This is a genomic window from Stenotrophomonas sp. FW305-C-20-S1, from assembly GCF_058783335.1.
The window spans coordinates 1-17,281 of sequence record NZ_JBYTEK010000032.1; the positions used below are offsets into that span (position 1 = coordinate 1).

Genomic DNA, 17,281 nt, shown 5'->3' on the forward strand with positions numbered 1-17,281 from the left:
CCGCTGGCCGGCAAACGCAGGCATTCCGGTGGATGCCGGCCAGCGGCCGGCACTACCCACATCCGCAGGCATTCCGGTGGTTGCCGGCCAGCGGCCGGCACTACCCACATCACCGCTGCGACGGACCCCAGTAGCCCAGGTCCTTGCGGATCTGCAGGTCCCGGACCCAACTGCCAAACGGCTTGCGACGCAGCACGCCCATTTCGCCGGACAGGAAATCCTCGGTGGCGGCGATCACCCGCTCGCTGGACAGGCCATCGCGATAGGGGTGAATGGCATCGGCGTAACGCACGATCTCCGCCTGCAACGCCGCGTCGGGATGCAGCGCGCGCGCCAGCATGGCCGGCAACTGCTGCGGATCGTCGAAATCGATCATGTGCGGCTTCGGCACGCGGTTGCGGAAGGTCACCACCGGCTTGTGCTGGACGATGAACTCCGAAACGATCGATGAGGTGTCCGACACCAGCACGTCGGCGGCGCGCTGGGCGGCCATCACCTGCTCCGGTTCGATGAAACGCGCATTGGCGCCGGCCAGCGCGCGGTAGCGTTCGAACAGTTCCGGCGGGCACTTCGGGTGCAGGGTCAGCAGCCAGTAGTGCTGCCCGGCGGCGATGTCGGCCGCGATCTGCGCATGCAGGTGCGGGGCGGCGCTCAAGCGCTCGGTGAAGGTTGAACCGAACAGGATCACCGGGCGGCCGCCGGCTGCACTGCGCAGCACGGCACTGTCGCCACCGTCGTCGCGGAACAGCGGGTCCAGCTTCGGCCAGCCGGTTTCCGCCACGGCGAAATGGCCCTGCACTGCCGCGATCCCGCGGAACGGCGCGGTGGTGGCAGGGCCCTGCGTGCAGTACAGGTCGAACATGCCGCGCACCCGGAAGTGGCCACGCGCACTGTCGCGCTTTTCCACGTTGAAGCCATGGAACAGCTGCACCTTGGCCCCCGACAGGAAGGTCGGCACCCAGTTGGCCGCGCTGAACACCGCCCGCGGCCGCATCGCCAGGGCCTGCTTCAGGCCGATGTTCGGCACGCCGGGCAGCTGGCTGCCAGCCGCACCATCTTCGAACCAGGCCGCCACTTCCTGGCCGGAAGCGTGCAAGGCCTGCACCAACGGGGCGAGAATAGGCAGCGCATAGCGCTCCGTCGCAAACAACAGGTACCCGGCCATCATGTCCTCCACGACCGCTCCCATCGAACGGCCTCGCATCTCGGCCTGCATTATCGCGTTCAACGAGGCCGGGCGCATCGGCGACTGCCTGGCCTCGCTGGCCTTCTGCGATGAGATCGTGGTGGTGGACTCGCAGTCCACCGACGCCACGGTGGCCATCGCCGAGGCGGCCGGCGCCCGCGTGCTGCAGCGTCCGTTCGATGGCTTCCGCAGCCAGAAGGCATTCTGCGTCGAGCAGGCCACCCACCACTGGGTGCTGTGCCTGGACGCCGACGAGCGCATCAGCCCGGAACTGCGCACGGCCATCGAGCAGGCCCGCGACGGCGGCTTTGCAGGTCATGCGGGTTACCGCTTCGCCCGCCTGTCGGAGTACTTCGGCAGGTTCCTGCGCCACGGCAATGCCTATCCGGACCGGGTGCTGCGCCTGTTCGACCGCCGCCACGGCGGCTGGCGCGGCAAGCGCGAGATCCATGAGGCGGCCAGTGTCGATGGCACGGTCGGCACCCTGCGCGGGGACCTCATCCACTTCCCCTACCGCTCGCTGCAGCAGCAGCTGGCCAAGACCGAGAAGTACGCGCGGATGATGGCCGAACACGAGTTCGCGCGTGGCAAGCGGGCCACCCTCGGCAAGCTGGTGCTGGCCCCGGCCTGGCGGTTCTGGCGCGGCTTCCTGTTCCGTGGCGGCTTCCGCGACGGCTGGCATGGCCTGGTATATGCCTACGTGCGCGCCAACTACGTGCGCCAGAAGACCATCATGCTGTGGATGCTGGGCAACGGTCAGGCCGTGTCCGATCCGCCCAACCCCTGAGTGCGGAGCCGAGCGTGGCTGGACGCTACCGGGCGTTCTTTGCCCGGTGCCGGGCACCTTCCACGATCGACAGGCCGGTCAGCAGGCCGACGATGGTGACGTAGAAGCTTGCGGTCATCTGGTGCGCGAACATCGACTGGGTCAGGCCGCACAGGATGTAGGACACCACCACCATCACACCGGCGGCGGCAGGGCCACGGAAGGTAGCGTGTCCACTGCGCCGGTGCAGGCGCAGGAACACCCAGAGTGGCACCCCGTATACCGCCAGCAGCAGCAACATGCCCGGCAGGCCCTGGGTGGCCGACCATTCGGCCAGATCGTTGTGCGCATGGCGCAGGTGGCAGCGGATTTCCTGCGGATTCTCGCGGCAGGCCGGCACACGCTTCATGGCCCTGTCGAAGTGGCCGATGCCCACCCCGGTCAGTGGATGGTCGAGGAAGGTCTCCCACGCCACCTGCAGGCGCTCGACGCGCGCCCCGGCCGAAGAGTCGCTGTCACCCTGCTCCATGCGCTGCACATCGCTGTGCAGTTCGGACAACCGCACCTGGTGGCGCAGTTCGGGCACCGACAGCAGCAGGGTCGCGCCGATGGCCAGCATGCCGGCAAGCACTGAAAGACGCGCCGCGCCGGTGCGCCAGCGCAGGCTCAGTGCCAGCACCACCAGCAGCGCCAGCAGGGCCGCGAACACGCCCCGGCTTCCGGTCAGGATGATGGTTCCGCAGCCGGCGGCCATTCCGACGATCACCAACGACCAGCGCCGCGACGGCCGGCAGAACACCAGCAGCACCATCAGCATCATCACGATGTCGGCGAGCACGATCGCGTTGGTGAACAGTTCGGCGCGTGCCGCACCCTGGAACACCTGCAGCGCCGAAAGCACGAAGGTGCCCACCAGTCCGGCCAACGCACCGCGCCACAGCCAGCGCATGTCCGGGCGCAGCGCACACACCCACAGTGCGATCCACGGGATGACCAGGAAGCGGGATCGATTGTCGACATCGCGCAAGCCCTGTTCGAACAGCGCGACCGACACGATGGCCATCACCAGCACCGCCAGCATCAGCCAGCTGAGGACCTTGATCGGCTGCTTGTCCATACGCCGGGCCTGCCACAGCAGGCCGGGCACCATCGCCGTGCTGACCAGCAGCAGCAGCGCGTAGGGCAACAGGTTGATCGGGATCGTCAGCACCAGTGCCGGCATGCAGAACAGGCCGATCTGCGCCAGCCAGTGCGCCGCGCGCGGGCGCCTGCCTGCGGGGACGCCCAGCGGATCGCCGATCGTGGATTCCAGGTTGTGCTGTGAAGCTGCCACGTCGAAAAAGTTCGCTGCAATCCGGCGGAATGAACGGGATCACCGGCACGGCCAATCCCACGCTGACGTTTTACTGCCTTTGCTGTCGCTTGGGCAGTCTGGACAAGCACGGGCCAGGATGGTTATTCCTCACGTTGCAGCCGTCGTTCACGTTCGCGTTCCTCCGCGCTGGCCACACACCGGCCCTGCACGGCAGCAGCCGGTACCAGCCACCAGCGGCGGCGGTTGGCGATCCCGGCCAGCTCGGCACGGTCGCGGTCGATGCAGGGCAGCAGCGCGTCTTCGTGGACCAGCAACCAGCGCCGCCGGGGCGCCAGCTGTTGCCATTCCACCGCCGCAGCCAGCTGTGCATCCCAGGGCTCGTTGAAACCGAAGGTGGCTGCCGGGCGGTCTGCCATCAGCAGATTCTGCTCTTTCCAGGCCACCAGTCCCAGCTCGGCATCGGCGCCGATACGCTGGCCGGTGTGCCGCATCAGGCCGCGGGCGGAACTTGAATCATTCAGCAGCGGATAGCCGATCAGGCTGTACAGCACCCAGACGGCAGTCAGGGTCGAGACCAGGGCCAGCTCGCGGCGGGCGCGCCCGAACAGCAGCAGGCTGGCCACACCCCAGCCGCCCATCGCCATCGCCGCCCAGGCCAGGGCGTTCATTTCGCCATTGCCGATGCCCCGCGTCTGCATCAGCCGCATTTCGAAGCCGGGCTTGCCCAGCAGGGCAGACAACCCCGCGGCCAACGTGCCCAGCGACAGCAGCAGGGTGAACGCCCCCAGCAGCCATTGCGCGTCACGCCGGCGCAGCAGCCCCGGCAGCAACGGCGCCAGCGCCAGGCAGAACATCGGCAGCGCCGGCAGGATGTAGACGTCGCGCTTGCCATTGGGGATCGAGAAGAACAGCACGATCAGCGCCCACCAGCCCAGCAGCAACAGATAGCGCGCATCCCGGCGCTGCAGCCGGCGCCGCCAGGCGGGGATCGCCCACGGCACCGCCAGGAAGGCCGGAATCCACATCGACGGCATGGTGCCCAGGAAGTACCACCATGGCTGGTGGTGGTCCCACGATTGCGCATAGCGCTTGGCGGTCTGCCGGAACAGGATGTCGTCCATGTAGGCCAGGTATTCGCCGGAACGGGTGGCCAGCGCGGTCATCACCATGGGCACCAGCCACAGCGCGATGGCCAACACGAATGCCAGCGGTGCCAGCCAGAAGCGCAGGTCGCGCGCATGCAGCCGCACCCGTGGCCAGTGCAGGGCCGAGCCGATCACCGCTGGCACGATCATCAGCAGCGCGATCACGCCCACGCCCTTGGTGATCACCCCGATGCCGGCAAAGAACCAGCCCAGCCACCACCAGCGCCAGGCAGGGCCCAGCAGCAGGTGGCGCAGCAGGCCATAGTTGGCCAGGGTGATGAACAACACCACCAGCGGGTCGATCTGCGCCTTCTTCGACTGGAAGGTGAACTGCAGGGCGAACAGCAGCGCCCAGCCAGCGTAAAGACCGACCTGGCGTGTCCACAGGCGCCGGCCGAGGTCGACCACGCACCACAGCGTGCCCAGTGCAGCGATCAGCGAAGGCAGCAGGAACGCCACGCGCCAGTTGCCGATCACGCTGTACAGCGTGGCCTGCCACCACATCAGCATCGGCGGCTTGTCCGAGTACAGCTCCAGCCCACGGTGCGGGAACAGCCAGTCGCCGCTGTCCACCATCTGCTTGGCGACCAGGGCGAAGCGCGGTTCGTCCGAGGGCCAGGGATCGCGTAGTCCCAGCCCGGCACCCAACACCAACAGGGCCATCACAACGAACAGCCATGTCTGGCGTGACGCACGGGTTTTCAGCATGGGGGCTCGGACAGCGGTTGGGTCAGCCCTTTTTTAGCAGACGCGCGTAGAAAAATCCGTCAGCATCGTTTTCACCGGGCAGGCGCTGGCGAGCAATACCGTCACACTCCAGACCAAATGCGTCATCCAGCGCGACCGCTTCCGCATCCGCGTGCCATTTCAGGAAGCCCTTTACCTGATCGACGTTTTCCGCGCGCAGGATCGAGCAGGTGGCATACAGCAACACACCACCGGGGCGCAGCATCGACCAGCAGGCTTCCAGCAGGCGGGCCTGGATGCCGACCAGCGCATCGATGTCTTCCGCACGGCGATGGAACATCACGTCCGGTTGCCGGCGGATGACGCCGGTGGCCGAGCACGGTGCGTCCAGCAGGATCGCGTCGAACGGAACGCCGTCCCACCATGCCCCCGGATCGCTGGCATCGGCCACCAGGACCTGGGCGCCTTCGCCCACACCGGTGCGGGCGAACGTATCCCTGGCGCGCGCCAGACGACGGGCATCGATATCCAGCGCCAGCAATTGCAGGCTGGGGTCACGCTCGAGCAGGTGCGCCGACTTGCCGCCCGGGGCGGCACAGGCGTCGAGCACGCGGCTGCCTGCCGGCGGCGCCAGCGCGTCGGCTGCACACTGCGCCGACAGATCCTGCACCGACAGCAGGCCTTCGCCGAAACCGGGCAGCTGGTTCACCGGAACCGGCACGGCCAGTCGCAGCGCATCAGCGCTCAGCGCGCTGGCTTCGGCGGCAATGCCCGCCTCGGCCAGGGCCGCCATCATCTTGTCGCGCCCGCCCTGCTGGCGGTTGGCACGCAGCCACAGCGGCGCTGGCTGCAGGCTGGCGGCGAAGATCGCCTCGGCCTGTGCCGGCCAGTCGTGCTCGACGGCCTCGGCCAGCCATGCCGGAAATGCGTCGCGCGCCGGTTGTTCGGGGAAGCCTTCGCGCTGGGCCCGTCGCAGGATCGCATTGACCAGGCCAGCCTGGCGTTCGCGGCCAAGTGCGCGTGCAGCATCGACCGTCGCCGACAGGGCCGCATGGGCAGGCAGTTCCAGCACATCCAGCTGGGCGAAGCCCACCATCAGCAACGTGCGCAGGTCGGCATCGCGTGCGGACAGCGGCTTCTGCATCCATCCCTGCAGGGCGGCGTCATAGGTGCTGCGACGACGCAGCACCGCAAAGCACAACGCTTCAAGCAGCGCGCGGTCGCGGGTGTCGGACAGCTTCGGCAGCGCCCAGGCCAGTTCCGCCTTGAGCGAACGACCGCGGGTGAACACCTGCGCAAGCACGCGCGCAGCCAGCATGCGGGTGGCCGCGCCCGGCGCCGCCTTGGCGATGGAAAAATCGTTTGCCTTGCTCACCCGTCAAACCCCCACGCGCAGATCACGGCGCGCATTGAGGTAGTCGGCAGCGGTGATTGCCTTGCCGCCTTCGCGCTGCAGCACGCGCAGGCGCAACGCGCCCTGCCCGCAGGCGATGTCGATGCCCTCGCGGCCCGCGGCCAGCACCGTGCCCGGCGCCTGGCCATGCGTCATATCCAGCGCCACCGCGCCGTGGATGCGCACGCGCTCACCGGCCAGCAGTGCCTCGGCAATCGGCCACGGATTGAATGCACGCACCGTGCGCGCCAACGCTTCTGCGTCCTGCGCCCAGTCAAGTTTTGCCTCGGCCTTGTCCAGCTTGTGCGCGTATGTCACGCCCTGCTCCGGCTGCGGCCGTGCGATCGGCTTGATGCCGGCGCGCAGCAGGCCCAGCCCATCGGACAGCACCTGCGCGCCGAGCTCGGCCAGCTTGTCGTGCAGCTGGCCACCGGTATCGGTAGCGGCGATCGGCAGCTCCTGGTGCAGCAGCACCGGGCCCGTATCCAGGCCGGCTTCCATCTGCATCAGGCAGACGCCGGTCTTGCTGTCACCGGCCTGGATGGCGCGCTGGATCGGTGCGGCGCCGCGCCAGCGCGGCAGCAGCGAACCATGCACGTTCCAGCAACCGTGGGTCGGAATGGTCAGCACCGCCTTGGGCAGGATCAGGCCATAGGCCACCACCACCATCAGGTCCGGCTGCAGGTCACGCAGCTGCTGCTGGGCCACTTCGTCCTTCAGCGTTTCCGGCTGGTACACGGGGATGCCACGGGCGACCGCTTCCAGCTTGACCGGCGAAGGCGCCAGACCACGGCCGCGACCGGCAGGGCGATCGGGCTGGGTATAGACAGCCACCACCTCGTGATGACGCGCGGCCGCGCGCAGCGACGACACCGCGAATTCCGGCGTACCGGCAAAGACAATCCTCATGGCAACCCCACTTGCAGGATGAAATCGTGCAGGAAAAAAAACGGCGCCGTCGGCCGGCGCCATGCAGCCCGCGCGTCACGCGCAGGCGCGGGCCACCCCGAAGGGCGGCCCGGAGCAGCGATCACGCCACGTGCTTGCGCTGCTTGGCCAGCTTCTTGCGGACCATCTCGCGCTTCAGCGGCGACAGGTAATCGATGAACAGCTTGCCGTCCAGATGGTCCATCTCGTGCTGCACGCAGACCGCCAGCAGGCCGTCGGTGGTCAACTCCTGCGGCTGCCCCTGGCGATCCAGGAACTTGACGGTGATGGTGTCGGCACGGGTCACGTCGGCGAAGATGCCGGGCACCGACAGGCAGCCTTCCTGGTACACCTGGCCCCCGTCCTTGGCGACGATTTCCGGGTTGATGAAGACGCGCGGCTCGTTCTTTTCTTCGCTCACGTCGATGACCATGAAGCGCTGGTGCACGTCCACCTGGCTGGCAGCCAGGCCGATGCCCGGGGCGTCGTACATGGTCTCGAACATGTTGTCGAGCAGCTCCTGGAACGCCGGCGTGGTCACTTCGGCGGCATCGATCAACGCAGCCTTGGTACGCAGGCGCGGATCGGGGAACTCAAGGATGGGGAGTAAAGCCATGGCAGTTTCCGGGGTTGGGGCCGGGGTACGCCGGCATACGTCGCAGATTCTAGCTCCAACGCTTGCCTTGCGCCCCGGTTTCTGGACTATAGTGCGCGAACCTGTTGGGGAATCAGGGCTTCACACCTATGTTGCTTCGTTTTCGTACGGTCGTCGCCGCGGCGATGCTGACCGTGGCTGCCTATGCTACCGCCGTGGAAGTGAATGGCGGGCACCCGGACACCTATGTGGTCCGCAAAGGGGACACCCTGTGGGACATCGCAGGACGATTCCTGCAGAAACCATGGCTGTGGCCGGAGATATGGCAGGCCAATCCGCAGGTCGCCAATCCACACCTGATCTATCCCGGTGACGTCCTCAGCCTGGCCTACCTGGACCGCGTGACGGCCCAGCCCGGCCCGCGCCAGGAAGCCCCGGTAACCGGCGTGCCGCTGGCCCAGGTCGAGCCGTTCCTGAAGCAGCTCAGCGTGGTCGACAGCATCGAACAGCTGCCCTATGTGGTCGGCCTGGAAGACAACCGCCTGCGCGCCACCGGTGGGCAGACCGCCTATGTGCGCCTGGCCGACGCCCAGGTCGGGCAGCGCTGGGCCGTGGTCCGCCCGACCGTGCGCTACGCCCAGCCCAAGCCCACCGAGGACCTGACCGCCAACGGCGACGTCACCCCGGGCAGCGGCAATCTCTGGAAGGCCTTCAGCGCGCCCAACCACCGCCGCGGCGTGCTGGGTTATGAGCTGGCACAGGTCGGCACCGGCACCATCACCCAGGTGGCCGGCGGCAAGACCGAAGCGTCGACCCTGGCGCTGGACAACGCCAGCGGCGGCCGTGAAGTACGTGCAGGCGACCGCCTGGTGCCGGTCGAGGCCACCCCGTACGACCTGCAGTTCTTCCCGCATGTGCCCGCAGCCGGCGTGGAAGGCGTGGATGTACGCGTGCTGGCAGTCACCGATATGTTCACTACCGGCGGCCCGCGCGATGTGATCGCGATTTCCGCTGGCCGCGCCCAGGGCGTGGACAACGGCACCGTGTTCTCGCTGTGGCGCCATGGCAGCCACGTGGCGCACCGGATGAAGTTCCCGGGGTCCTCGCGCATGGACGACTCGATCAGCACCGGCGCCGGCCGGGTCAGCCTGCCTGATGAGTACGCCGCGCATGCCATGGTCTTCCGCACCTTCGACAACGTCAGCTATGCGCTGGTGATGCAGGGTGTGAAGCCGGTGCGTGTGGGCTACAGCGCGCTGCATCCGGACGCAAAATGATCCGGCGCCGGGCCCCGCCCGGCCTCGGCAGGGAGTGCCGACCGCATCGGCCGGCAACCTCCGGGATACCCTGACAGCAATACGCGAAGGCGCCCTAGGGCGCCTTTGTTGCGTGAGGCCGATAGTCGGGGGATGACTGAGCATGGACATGAGGCGCTGCTGCGCCTGTTGATCGCGGCTGGTTCCCTGGCACCCAGGCGCGCGCTGCTGCAGACCACCGGCAATGCGGATGCAGCGTTGGCGCTCGGTGTTGCAGGCTGGCGGGCCCACGGCTGCACGGCGGAACAATGCGCTGCGCTGGAGCGTCCCGACACCCGCGCCCTCGCGCTTGCGCAGCGCTGGCTGCAGCAGCCTGATCATCATCTGCTGGCCTGCAACGATCCCGCCTTCCCGCCCCTCCTGCTTGATGCACCCAATCCGCCCCTGGCGCTGTTCGTTGCCGGCGATCCGGCCATCGCCTGGCGTCCTGCGGTGGCCCTGGTCGGCAGCCGTTCACCCACCCCCGCCGGTCGTGCCCTGGCCGCCCGGTTTGCCAGCTGCTTCGTCGAGGCCGGGCTGGCGGTGACCAGTGGATTGGCGGCAGGCATCGATGCAGCCGCCCACCAGGCGGCACTGGACGCGGGCGGCTGCACCCTCGCGGTGATAGGCACTGGCCCGGACCGCGCCTATCCCACCAGCCATGCCCGCCTGCAGGCAAGAATCGCCACCGACGGCGCGGTGCTCAGCGAGTACCTGCCAGGTACGCCCGCACGGCCGGGTCACTTCCCCGCGCGCAACCGGCTGGTGGCCGGGTTGGCCCTGGCCACGGTGGTGGTCGAGGCCGCGCAACGCTCGGGCGCCCTGATCACCGCCCGGCTGGCAGCCGAAGCCGGCCGCGAGGTCTGCGCGATACCCGGTTCGGTGCTCAATCCGCGCGCCGCCGGCTGCCACCGGCTCATCCGTGAAGGGGTTGCCCTGGTCGAACGGCCCGAAGAAGTGCTGGAACTGCTGGCCCCGGCACTGCGTCACCAGCTTCCGGGCTTGCAAACCCGGCTTGCCACCCCCACTGAACAGGCAGCGCCGGCGGACCTGCCGGCATGCTGGGCGAACGACGCTGACTACCAGCGCTTGTGGCGGGTGCTGGAGCACGACCCAATCAGTATGGATTCACTGATCACGCAGTGTGGATTGACGGCGTCGGAGGTGTCCTCCATGCTGCTGGCCATGGAACTTGCGGGGATCGTGGTGTGCGTACACGGCCGCTACTGTCGACGTCCCTAGTTTCTTCACCTCCACAGCGTCGCGCGACGCAGGCCGAGGGGCAATGAAAGAGAGCATCCTGGATGTACTGTTGTACCTGTTTGAACACTATTTCAGCGAAGATGCGGACCTGATCCGTGACCGCGACTCACTGCAGAATGGCCTGATCCAGGCCGGTTTCAGCCCCACTGAGATCAACAAGGCATTCGAATGGCTCGATGCCCTGGCAGCGCAGCGCCCAAGCGCGGCCCAGGCCCGGGTCGATGGCCCGGTGCGCATCTATCACGGCCCGGAGCTGGACAAGCTTGACGTGGAGTGCCGTGGTTTCCTGCTGTACCTGGAACAGCACGGCATCCTCGATGCCGGCCAGCGCGAGCTGGTGCTGGACCGGGCGATGGCCCTGGACCAGGACGAACTGGACCTGGACGACCTGAAATGGGTCGTGCTGATGGTGCTGTTCAACCAGCCCGGCGCCGAGGCGGCCTACGCTTGGATGGAAACGCAGATGTTCGTGGACGAGCCAGAACCCCTGCACTGACCGTACACTTGGGGACCGTGCGCATTCAGGAGCGTCCCCGTGAGTGAGTGGTTCCATGCCGAAGGCAACCGCCAGCAAGGCCCGTTGCCCTCGGAACAGTTGATCGAGCTGTTCCGCAGCAACCAGATCACCCTGGACACCCTGGTATGGCGCGACGGCTTGCCGCAATGGCAGCCGTTGCGCAACGTGGTCGACGAACTGGGCCTGATCGTGCCCGCCGTTGATGCAGCCGCCACGGCACCACCGCCGCCGCCTGCCGCCCCTCTGCCGCCAACCCTTCCGCCCGCCTCTCCGTACGCGACCACGCCGATGGACGCTGCCCCGGTCGCGAAGAAGGGCCTGTCCGGCTGCGCGTTGACCGCCATCATCGGCGGCGTCGCACTGCTGGTGGTGGTGCCGATCCTGGCCATCCTGGCCGCGATCGCCCTGCCGGCCTACAACGACTACACCATCAAGGCCAAGGTCGCCGGCGCGGTCACCGTGCTGCAGCCGCTGAAGGACAAGGTCCAGCACTTCGCCGATGACCAGGGCCGCTGCCCGGGCGCCAACGACGCCGGCTTCCCGGCGGCGGACGAATTCGCAGGCCAGGGCCTGTCGGCCGTGCATATCGGCCGCTTCAACAATGGCCACTGCGGCATCGAAGCGACGCTCGCGGTTCCCGGCAAGAGCCAGGATGGCGACCTGCTCTGGCTCGAATACGACCGCGACAGCGGGCGCTGGGAATGCAGCGGCGAAAGCGACGACAAGTATCTGCCCACGCAATGCCGCGGCTGAGCCGCGCACCGGGCAACCCACCAAGGACGACCCAACAGGGGACATGCAATGACTGAGTGGTACTACGCCGAAGGACAGCAACGCCAGGGACCGCTGGAGGTCACCGAGATCCGCCAGCGCTTCCAGCGTGGCCAGTTGAACCTGGACACCCTGGTCTGGCGCGAAGGCATGGGGCAGTGGGCGCCGCTGCGGCAGATGGTGGAAGAGCTGGGCCTGCAGACCCTGGCCGATGCCAGCACGTCCACCGCCACCGGTGGCTTCGACCTGCGCAACGACTACGCCGCGATCGACAACGGCACCGCGCCCCTGCCGGGCACCGGCGCCCTCAGCAGCTCGCCGTACACCGCGCCCGGTGCAGGCGGCAGTGACTATTCGCAGCCGGTGCAGGGCGGCGAGGTGGTCTATGCCGGCTTCTGGAAGCGCTTTGCCGCCTACTTGATCGACTACTTCGTCCTGCTGATTCCCAGCGGCGTGGTCGGTGGCGTGCTGGGCTTCGTGCTCGGCGCGGGCATGGGCGCTGCCGGCAGCGGCGAAACAGCGGTTGAAGTGGTCACCCAGCTGATCAGTGGCCTGGCAGGCCTGTTCATCGCCGCCGCTTACTACGGCTGGTTCCATGCCTCCCGCGGCGGTGCCACCCTCGGCAAGATGGCCATCGGCATCAAGGTCGTGCGCGGCAATGGCGATCGCCTGACCCTGGGCCGCAGCATCGGCCGCTATTTCGCCACCATCCTCAGTGGCCTGACACTGTGCATCGGCTACCTGATGGCCGCCTTCACCGAGCGCAAGCAGGGCCTGCATGACCTGATCTGCGACACCGTGGTGGTCGACCGCTGGGCCTATACCGACCAGCCGCAGCTGCAGCGCCGCGAGATGGGCACGGTGACCATCGTGATCCTGGTGCTGGGCGGCCTGCTGATGCTGGCCGGTTTCGCCGCGATCATCTTCGCCGTCGGCGTCATCGCCAACATGGCGTCGTGATCGCGGATCGAGGGCCAATGCGCCGTCGCGGACGGCCATCCTCACGCCCCCCTGCTTGACAATGGCAGGCCGGGCGTGATTCCTCTAATAAGGTGAAACCTGAACGCCCGGCACAGTCCCGGGCGTTCAGTTTATTGATTTGCCCGTGGCCGCTTCACTAATGCGGCCGTTTGCTCCACCCTAGCGGCCCTTCCCCGCGGCTTACCCACAGACCCTGCTGCCATGCCCAAGCACCTGCTCATCGTTGAATCGCCGGCCAAAGCCAAGACGATCAACAAATACCTCGGCAAGGACTACACGGTCCTGGCCTCGTATGGGCACGTGCGTGACCTGATCCCGAAGGAAGGCGCGGTTGACCCGGACAACGGGTTCGCCATGCATTACGACGTGATCGAGAAGAACGAAAAGCATGTCGATGCGATCGCCAAGGCCGCAAAGGGCGCCGACGACATCCTGCTGGCGACCGACCCGGATCGCGAGGGTGAAGCGATCAGCTGGCATATCGCCGAGATCCTGAAGGAGCGCGGGCTGGTCAAGGACAAGCCGATGCAGCGCGTGGTGTTCACCGAGATCACCCCGCGCGCGATCAAGGAAGCGATCAGCCAGCCGCGCGAGATCGCCAGCGACCTGGTCGATGCCCAGCAGGCGCGGCGCGCGCTGGACTACCTGGTCGGTTTCAACCTGTCGCCGGTGCTGTGGCGCAAGGTCCAGCGCGGCCTGTCGGCAGGCCGCGTGCAGAGCCCGGCGCTGCGCATGATCGTCGAGCGCGAGGAAGAGATCGAAGCCTTCATCGCCCGCGAGTACTGGTCGATCGCCGCCGAGTGCGCGCATCCCTCGCAGCACTTCAACGCCAAGCTGGTCAAGCTGGACGGGCAGAAGTTCGAGCAGTTCACCGTCACCGACGGCGACACCGCCGAGGCCGCCCGCCTGCGCATCCAGCAGGCCGCACAGGGCGCCCTGCATGTCACCGACGTGGCCAGCAAGGAGCGCAAGCGCCGCCCCGCGCCGCCGTTCACCACCTCCACGCTGCAGCAGGAAGCCTCGCGCAAGCTCGGTTTCACCACGCGCAAGACCATGCAGGTCGCGCAGAAGCTGTACGAAGGCGTGGACATCGGCGGCGACGAAGGCACGGTCGGCCTGATCTCGTACATGCGTACCGACTCGGTGAACCTGTCACAGGACGCGCTGGCCGAAATCCGCGACGTGATTGCCCGTGATTACGGCATCGCCTCGCTGCCCGACCAGCCCAACACCTACCAGACCAAGTCCAAGAACGCCCAGGAAGCGCACGAAGCGGTGCGCCCGACCTCGGCACTGCGCACCCCGTCCCAGGTCGCGCGGTTCCTGACCGACGACGAGCGCAAGCTGTACGAGCTGATCTGGAAGCGTGCAGTGGCCTGCCAGATGATCCCGGCAACGCTCAACACCGTCAGCGTGGACCTGTCGGCCGGCAGCGAACATGTGTTCCGCGCCAGCGGCACCACGGTGGTGGTGCCCGGCTTCCTGGCCGTGTACGAGGAAGGCAAGGACAGCAAGAGCGCCGAGGATGACGACGAAGGCCGCAAGCTGCCGGCGATGAAGCCGGGCGACCGCGTGCCGCTGGAGCGTATCGTGGCCGACCAGCACTTCACCCAGCCGCCGCCGCGCTTCACCGAAGCGGCGCTGGTGAAGGCGCTGGAAGAGTACGGCATCGGTCGTCCTTCGACCTACGCCTCGATCATCCAGACCCTGCTGTTCCGCAAGTACGTGGAAATGGAAGGCCGCAGCTTCCGCCCGTCCGATGTCGGCCGTGCGGTGTCCAAGTTCCTGTCCAGCCACTTCACCCAGTACGTCGACTACGACTTCACCGCCAAGCTGGAGGACGAGCTCGATGCCGTCTCGCGTGGCGAGGAAGAGTGGATTCCGCTGATGTCGCGCTTCTGGGGACCGTTCAAGGAACTGGTCGAAGACAAGAAGGAATCGGTCGACCGTGCCGAGGCCAGTGGTGCGCGCGAACTGGGTACCGACCCGAAGACCGGCAAGCCGGTCAGCGTGCGCCTGGGCCGGTTCGGGCCGTACGCGGCCATCGGCAGCACCGCCGAGGATGCCGAGGACAAGCCCAAGTTCGCTTCGCTGCGGCCGGGCCAGTCGATGCACACCATTTCCCTGGAAGACGCGCTGGAACTGTTCCTGATGCCGCGCGCGCTGGGTGAGGACAAGGGCGAGGACGTCAGCGTCGGCATCGGCCGCTTCGGCCCGTTCGCCAAACGCGGCAGCACCTACGCCTCGCTAAAGAAGGAAGACGACCCGTACACCATCGACCTGGCCCGCGCCGTGTTCCTGATCGAAGAGAAGGAAGAAATCGCGCGCAACCGGATCATCAAGGAGTTCGAGGGCAGCGACATCCAGGTGCTGAACGGTCGTTTCGGCCCGTACATCAGCGACGGCAAGATGAACGGCAAGATCCCCAAGGATCGTGAACCGGCATCGCTGACCCTGGCCGAGGTGCAGCAGTTGATGGAAGAAACCGGCAAGCCGGTGCGCAAGGGCTTTGGCGCCAAGAAGGCCGCCGCCAAGAAGGCACCGGCAAAGAAGGCGGCAGTGAAGAAGGAAGCCGCGCCGAAGAAGGCTGCTGCCAAGAAGGCGCCGGCCAAGAAGGCGGCTGCGAAGAAGGCCGTGGCCAAGAAGGCACCGGCAAAGAAGGCCGTCAAGAAGGCGGCCAAGTAGATCCACGCCATGCGTGGATGATCTGCCAAGGTGAGCGGACCCACGGTCCGCCCCCACCGCTCCACCCGCTCTGCACGCAGCGGGGGGATAATGAAGGCCCACGCCGGGCCCGGTCGCCGCCATGAAAGAACTCACACTGGACACCGCAGTCGCCACGCTCCGCAGTGGCGGGGTGATTGCCTACCCGACCGAAGCGGTCTGGGGCCTGGGTTGCGATCCTGCGCACGAGGCAGCGGTGCACACGCTGCTGCGACTGAAGCAGCGCCCGATCGAGAAAGGCATGATCCTGGTGGCCGCTGACCTGTCGCAGCTGCAGGGCTGGGTGCGCCTGCAGGCGCTGCCCGATGCACGCCAGCGCGCAGTGCTCGCCAGCTGGCCCGGCGCCAACACCTGGATCCTGCCCGCCGGTACCCGCGCGCCCGGCTGGATCACCGGCGAACACAGCGGCATCGCGGTACGCATCAGCGCCCACCCGCTGGTCGCAGCGCTGTGCCAGGCCTGGGGTGGCCCCCTGGTATCAACCAGCGCCAACCTTGCCGGCGAGCCCCCCGCGCGCAGCCGCGAAGAACTGGACCCACGCCTGCTGCGCCTGCTCGACGGCATCCTCGATGGGCAGACCGGCGGCCTGGCCCAACCCACGCCGATCCGCGACGCGCTCAGTGGCAACGTACTGCGCTCCTGACAGGTCGATTGCGTCGGCGTTGCCGATCGCGCACGCTGCGCCCATGACCCTGCTGCGCCCTGTCCTGTCTCTGGCCCTGCTGCTGTCGTTGCCGGCCCTTGCCGCCGACGACGTGCGGGTCTACCGCTGCGTCGCCAGCAATGGTGCCGTCGCGCTGCAGGACAAGCCCTGCACGGCCGGCCGCCAGCAAGTGCGCGACCTGCAACGGCCGCGCGACCCGTCGCCACGGGTGGTCAGCACCGAGGCCGCGCCGCCCGCACCGGTGCAGACGCCAGCGATGCGCGAGCGCGAGGTGCGCCATGTCTACATCCAGCCGCCACAGCCGATGTACGAATGCGTGAGTGAAGACGGCGACCGTTACACCAGCGACAACAACGAAGGGAATCCGCGCTGGGTGCCGCTGTGGACCACGGTCTGGTACCCGCATGGTCATCCTGGCGGTGCGTACCCCGGACCGCATCCGGGGCCGCGTCCGGCCGGCAGCGGCAGCACCATCGGTACCCCCATCGGCGGCGGGCCTCCGGTGTATCGCCCGCCGTCAGTGGGCGTCGGTGTCAACGTGCCTGCCGGCAACATCCTGGTGCGCGATACCTGCCACGCCCTGCCCCCGCAGGAAGTGTGCGCACGCCTGCGTGATCGTCGCTGGGAACTGGACCGGCGTTACAACAGCGCGCTGCAGAGCGAGCGCACCGCGATCAGCAAGGAGCAGCGTGGCATCGACGCGCGGCTGGCGCAGGACTGCGGCGGCTGAGCCCTGCGCTGGGGGCCATGCCCCCGCTTTGGTAGATGCCCACCTTGGTGGGCGCTGGCAAACAGCGGTGCCAACCAAGGTTGGCAACTACCGGGGCATCTGAGCCCTGCGCTGGGGCTGTGCCCCCGCTTTGGTAGATGCCCACCTTGGTGGGCGCTGGCAAACAACGGTGCCAACCAAGGTTGGCAATTACCGGGGCACCTGAGCCCTGCGCTGGGGCTATGCCCCCGCTTTGGTAGATGCCCACCTTGGTGGGCACTGGCAAACAGCGGTGCCAACCAAGGTTGGCAACTACCGGGGCATCTGAGCTCTGCGCTGGGGC

At 67.6% G+C, this 17,281-nt stretch carries 15 protein-coding genes; 9 read left to right on the forward strand and 6 right to left on the reverse strand.

The genetic code is table 11. The annotated features are described in order from the left end of the window. Nucleotides 1-109 precede the first annotated feature (109 nt). Nucleotides 110-1,168: a CDP-glycerol glycerophosphotransferase family protein gene (locus AC3WTC_RS15665; RefSeq protein ID WP_492711901.1), complete on the reverse strand. Its 1,059-nt coding sequence runs from the start codon at nucleotides 1,166-1,168 to the stop codon at nucleotides 110-112. On the opposite strand from AC3WTC_RS15665, the gene AC3WTC_RS15670 reads away from it, so the two are divergent. Next, nucleotides 1,167-1,973 (forward strand): glycosyltransferase family 2 protein, encoded by an 807-nt coding sequence (locus AC3WTC_RS15670; protein ID WP_032976680.1) that lies wholly within the window; start codon nucleotides 1,167-1,169, stop codon nucleotides 1,971-1,973. The genes AC3WTC_RS15665 and AC3WTC_RS15670 overlap by 2 nt on opposite strands. Nucleotides 1,974-1,998: 25 nt before the next feature. On the opposite strand, the gene AC3WTC_RS15675 is transcribed toward AC3WTC_RS15670, so the two are convergent. The 5 genes from AC3WTC_RS15675 to def all read right to left on the reverse strand — a co-directional run bounded on the left by AC3WTC_RS15675 (nucleotide 1,999) and on the right by def (nucleotide 8,035). After that, nucleotides 1,999-3,174, reverse strand: a complete 1,176-nt coding sequence (locus AC3WTC_RS15675; RefSeq protein WP_263291494.1) for an O-antigen ligase family protein — start codon at nucleotides 3,172-3,174, stop codon at nucleotides 1,999-2,001. Between the two features lie 233 nt (nucleotides 3,175-3,407). After that, the gene (locus AC3WTC_RS15680) at nucleotides 3,408-5,120 is read right to left on the reverse strand and encodes a glycosyltransferase family 39 protein (protein WP_492711870.1); all 1,713 of its coding nucleotides are present in this window, start codon (nucleotides 5,118-5,120) and stop codon (nucleotides 3,408-3,410) included. 22 nt (nucleotides 5,121-5,142) lie between these two features. Beyond that, a complete protein-coding gene (gene rsmB / locus AC3WTC_RS15685; protein WP_492711871.1) occupies nucleotides 5,143-6,474 on the reverse strand; it encodes a 16S rRNA (cytosine(967)-C(5))-methyltransferase RsmB in 1,332 nt (443 codons plus the stop codon). Between the two features lie 3 nt (nucleotides 6,475-6,477). Further along, a complete protein-coding gene (gene fmt / locus AC3WTC_RS15690; RefSeq protein WP_492711873.1) occupies nucleotides 6,478-7,401 on the reverse strand; it encodes a methionyl-tRNA formyltransferase in 924 nt (307 codons plus the stop codon). A gap of 121 nt (nucleotides 7,402-7,522) precedes the next feature. Continuing rightward, nucleotides 7,523-8,035 (reverse strand): peptide deformylase, encoded by a 513-nt coding sequence (gene def / locus AC3WTC_RS15695; RefSeq protein WP_025879059.1) that lies wholly within the window; start codon nucleotides 8,033-8,035, stop codon nucleotides 7,523-7,525. A gap of 128 nt (nucleotides 8,036-8,163) precedes the next feature. Here def and AC3WTC_RS15700 point away from each other — a divergent pair, with 128 nt between their 5' ends. The 8 genes from AC3WTC_RS15700 to AC3WTC_RS15735 all read left to right on the forward strand — a co-directional run bounded on the left by AC3WTC_RS15700 (nucleotide 8,164) and on the right by AC3WTC_RS15735 (nucleotide 16,959). Beyond that, nucleotides 8,164-9,291 carry a LysM peptidoglycan-binding domain-containing protein gene (locus tag AC3WTC_RS15700; RefSeq protein ID WP_032976676.1) on the forward strand — a complete coding sequence of 376 codons (1,128 nt, stop codon included), beginning with the start codon at nucleotides 8,164-8,166 and terminating at the stop codon, nucleotides 9,289-9,291. A 132-nt stretch (nucleotides 9,292-9,423) separates the two neighbouring features. Further along, nucleotides 9,424-10,551 (forward strand): DNA-processing protein DprA, encoded by a 1,128-nt coding sequence (gene dprA, locus AC3WTC_RS15705; RefSeq protein ID WP_025879061.1) that lies wholly within the window; start codon nucleotides 9,424-9,426, stop codon nucleotides 10,549-10,551. A 43-nt stretch (nucleotides 10,552-10,594) separates the two neighbouring features. After that, entirely contained in the window at nucleotides 10,595-11,068 is a 474-nt protein-coding gene (locus tag AC3WTC_RS15710) for a DUF494 family protein (protein ID WP_025879062.1), read from the forward strand. Nucleotides 11,069-11,107: 39 nt separating this feature from the next. Further along, nucleotides 11,108-11,842, forward strand: coding sequence for a GYF domain-containing protein (locus AC3WTC_RS15715; RefSeq protein ID WP_032976674.1), 735 nt, complete (start codon nucleotides 11,108-11,110; stop codon nucleotides 11,840-11,842). Between the two features lie 48 nt (nucleotides 11,843-11,890). Then, the gene (locus tag AC3WTC_RS15720; RefSeq protein ID WP_059065258.1) at nucleotides 11,891-12,820 is read left to right on the forward strand and encodes an RDD family protein; all 930 of its coding nucleotides are present in this window, start codon (nucleotides 11,891-11,893) and stop codon (nucleotides 12,818-12,820) included. 222 nt (nucleotides 12,821-13,042) lie between these two features. Next, nucleotides 13,043-15,526, forward strand: a complete 2,484-nt coding sequence (locus AC3WTC_RS15725) for a DNA topoisomerase I (protein WP_099785546.1) — start codon at nucleotides 13,043-13,045, stop codon at nucleotides 15,524-15,526. A gap of 121 nt (nucleotides 15,527-15,647) precedes the next feature. Next, on the forward strand, nucleotides 15,648-16,208 hold the full coding sequence (tsaC, locus tag AC3WTC_RS15730; protein ID WP_032952114.1) for an L-threonylcarbamoyladenylate synthase type 1 TsaC: 561 nt from the start codon (nucleotides 15,648-15,650) through the stop codon (nucleotides 16,206-16,208). A gap of 43 nt (nucleotides 16,209-16,251) precedes the next feature. Further along, nucleotides 16,252-16,959 carry a DUF4124 domain-containing protein gene (locus AC3WTC_RS15735; RefSeq protein WP_492711875.1) on the forward strand — a complete coding sequence of 236 codons (708 nt, stop codon included), beginning with the start codon at nucleotides 16,252-16,254 and terminating at the stop codon, nucleotides 16,957-16,959. Nucleotides 16,960-17,281 lie beyond the last annotated feature (322 nt).

Excerpts from the sequence above, each read along its gene's own strand:
- def (WP_025879059.1), bottom strand. The coding sequence starts at position 8,035 with ATGGCTTTACTCCCCATCCTTGAGTTCCCCGATCCGCGCCTGCGTACC.
- AC3WTC_RS15710 (WP_025879062.1), top strand. The coding sequence starts at position 10,595 with ATGAAAGAGAGCATCCTGGATGTACTGTTGTACCTGTTTGAACACTAT.
- AC3WTC_RS15700 (WP_032976676.1), top strand. The coding sequence starts at position 8,164 with ATGTTGCTTCGTTTTCGTACGGTCGTCGCCGCGGCGATGCTGACCGTG.
- AC3WTC_RS15675 (WP_263291494.1), bottom strand. The coding sequence starts at position 3,174 with ATGCCGGCACTGGTGCTGACGATCCCGATCAACCTGTTGCCCTACGCG.
- fmt (WP_492711873.1), bottom strand. The coding sequence starts at position 7,401 with ATGAGGATTGTCTTTGCCGGTACGCCGGAATTCGCGGTGTCGTCGCTG.
- AC3WTC_RS15720 (WP_059065258.1), top strand. The coding sequence starts at position 11,891 with ATGACTGAGTGGTACTACGCCGAAGGACAGCAACGCCAGGGACCGCTG.
- AC3WTC_RS15680 (WP_492711870.1), bottom strand. The coding sequence starts at position 5,120 with ATGCTGAAAACCCGTGCGTCACGCCAGACATGGCTGTTCGTTGTGATG.
- AC3WTC_RS15725 (WP_099785546.1), top strand. The coding sequence starts at position 13,043 with ATGCCCAAGCACCTGCTCATCGTTGAATCGCCGGCCAAAGCCAAGACG.
- tsaC (WP_032952114.1), top strand. The coding sequence starts at position 15,648 with ATGAAAGAACTCACACTGGACACCGCAGTCGCCACGCTCCGCAGTGGC.
- dprA (WP_025879061.1), top strand. The coding sequence starts at position 9,424 with ATGACTGAGCATGGACATGAGGCGCTGCTGCGCCTGTTGATCGCGGCT.
- AC3WTC_RS15670 (WP_032976680.1), top strand. The coding sequence starts at position 1,167 with ATGTCCTCCACGACCGCTCCCATCGAACGGCCTCGCATCTCGGCCTGC.
- AC3WTC_RS15735 (WP_492711875.1), top strand. The coding sequence starts at position 16,252 with ATGACCCTGCTGCGCCCTGTCCTGTCTCTGGCCCTGCTGCTGTCGTTG.
- AC3WTC_RS15665 (WP_492711901.1), bottom strand. The coding sequence starts at position 1,168 with ATGATGGCCGGGTACCTGTTGTTTGCGACGGAGCGCTATGCGCTGCCT.